This is a genomic window from Limnofasciculus baicalensis BBK-W-15 (assembly GCF_024178385.1).
GTDB classification, from domain to species: domain Bacteria; phylum Cyanobacteriota; class Cyanobacteriia; order Cyanobacteriales; family Coleofasciculaceae; genus Limnofasciculus; species Limnofasciculus baicalensis.
Genome location: NZ_JAMZMM010000752.1, coordinates 1 through 1086, shown reverse-complemented (window position 1 = coordinate 1086; position 1086 = coordinate 1). Strand labels below are relative to the sequence as shown.

Annotated in this window: 1 protein-coding gene; it reads left to right on the top strand. The window is 40.3% G+C overall.

Features of this window, described 5'->3' with window-relative positions:
• Window positions 1–215: 215 nt before the first annotated feature.
• Window positions 216–1064 (top strand): IS5 family transposase, encoded by an 849-nt coding sequence (locus tag NJ959_RS29955; protein WP_254015407.1) that lies wholly within the window; start codon window positions 216–218, stop codon window positions 1062–1064.
• Window positions 1065–1086: the final 22 nt, after the last annotated feature.

Sequence of the window (1086 nt, the reverse complement as noted above, 5' to 3'; positions counted from 1 at the left end):
TATAGAACCCATTTGACATCTTGCCAGCAATACCTGGGGCTAACGTTGCCATCGCAGCACAGGATCCCATCGCTCACACTTGTGCGATCGCGTAACACGATCTCTTTTTTGAGGTGGTTCAGTTGAAACCCAGGTCTGGAAAGGTTTTCAAGTTGGTTGTCCCGGCTGGGATAATGATGTAAAGTTATCATCAAAACAGCCTTAATTAATCAGTCATGCCGTACTCTAGCAATCTAACGGACTCAGAGTGGGAAATCCTTGAACCCCTACTCGATCAAATATTACCCACTAAAAAGCGAACTAGACCCCCTAACTGGACTAAAAGAGAAATTTTAGATGGTATCTTCTATCAACTCAAAAATGGTTGTAATTGGGAAGACTTACCAAAAGATTTACCCCCCTACTCAACCGTATATTGGTATTACAAACAGTGGCGAGCGCAAGGAGTACTTGAAGAACTGATGAGAATAATACATTCTCAAATCCGCGAGCAGGTCAAAAAAAAACCGAAGTGGACTAGGTTGATGATGATCGACTCACAAGCAGTGAAAAATACCTGTAATGCCAGTATAACATCAAAAGGGTATTGTTTCTACAAATCGACAAATGGTATTAAGAGGCATCTGGCTGTTGATACGCTGGGGTTTCCTTTCTTTACTCACTCCACGAAAGGGAATTTATCAGATGATGCGGGCTTGATTGAAATGTTGAGTAAAAACATCGATTATTTCAAGTCTAAACCCGTCAATATTCCGAAAATCACCATATTGCTAGACCACGGATATCATCCCGAACATCTGACTATTGAGTTGAAGAAGATCTATCCACAAATCATGACCAAAATCAAGTTTGAACTCTCAAAAAAACCATCGAAACAAGAAAAAGAAGTGTCGGGAAAGTCGGGATTTGTTCCGGTTGTGGCAAGGTGGATAATTGAACGGTCAAATTCTTGGATGGAAAGATGCAAAATTCTCGTGAAAAACTTTGAGAGAACTTTAGACAATGCAACTGCCAAGATGAATCTTTGTTTTATTAGGCTGATGGTTAAAAGGCTTGCAGCCTAAAAGATGTCAAATGGGTTCTATA

Excerpts from the sequence above, each read along its gene's own strand:
- NJ959_RS29955 (WP_254015407.1), top strand. The coding sequence starts at position 216 with ATGCCGTACTCTAGCAATCTAACGGACTCAGAGTGGGAAATCCTTGAA.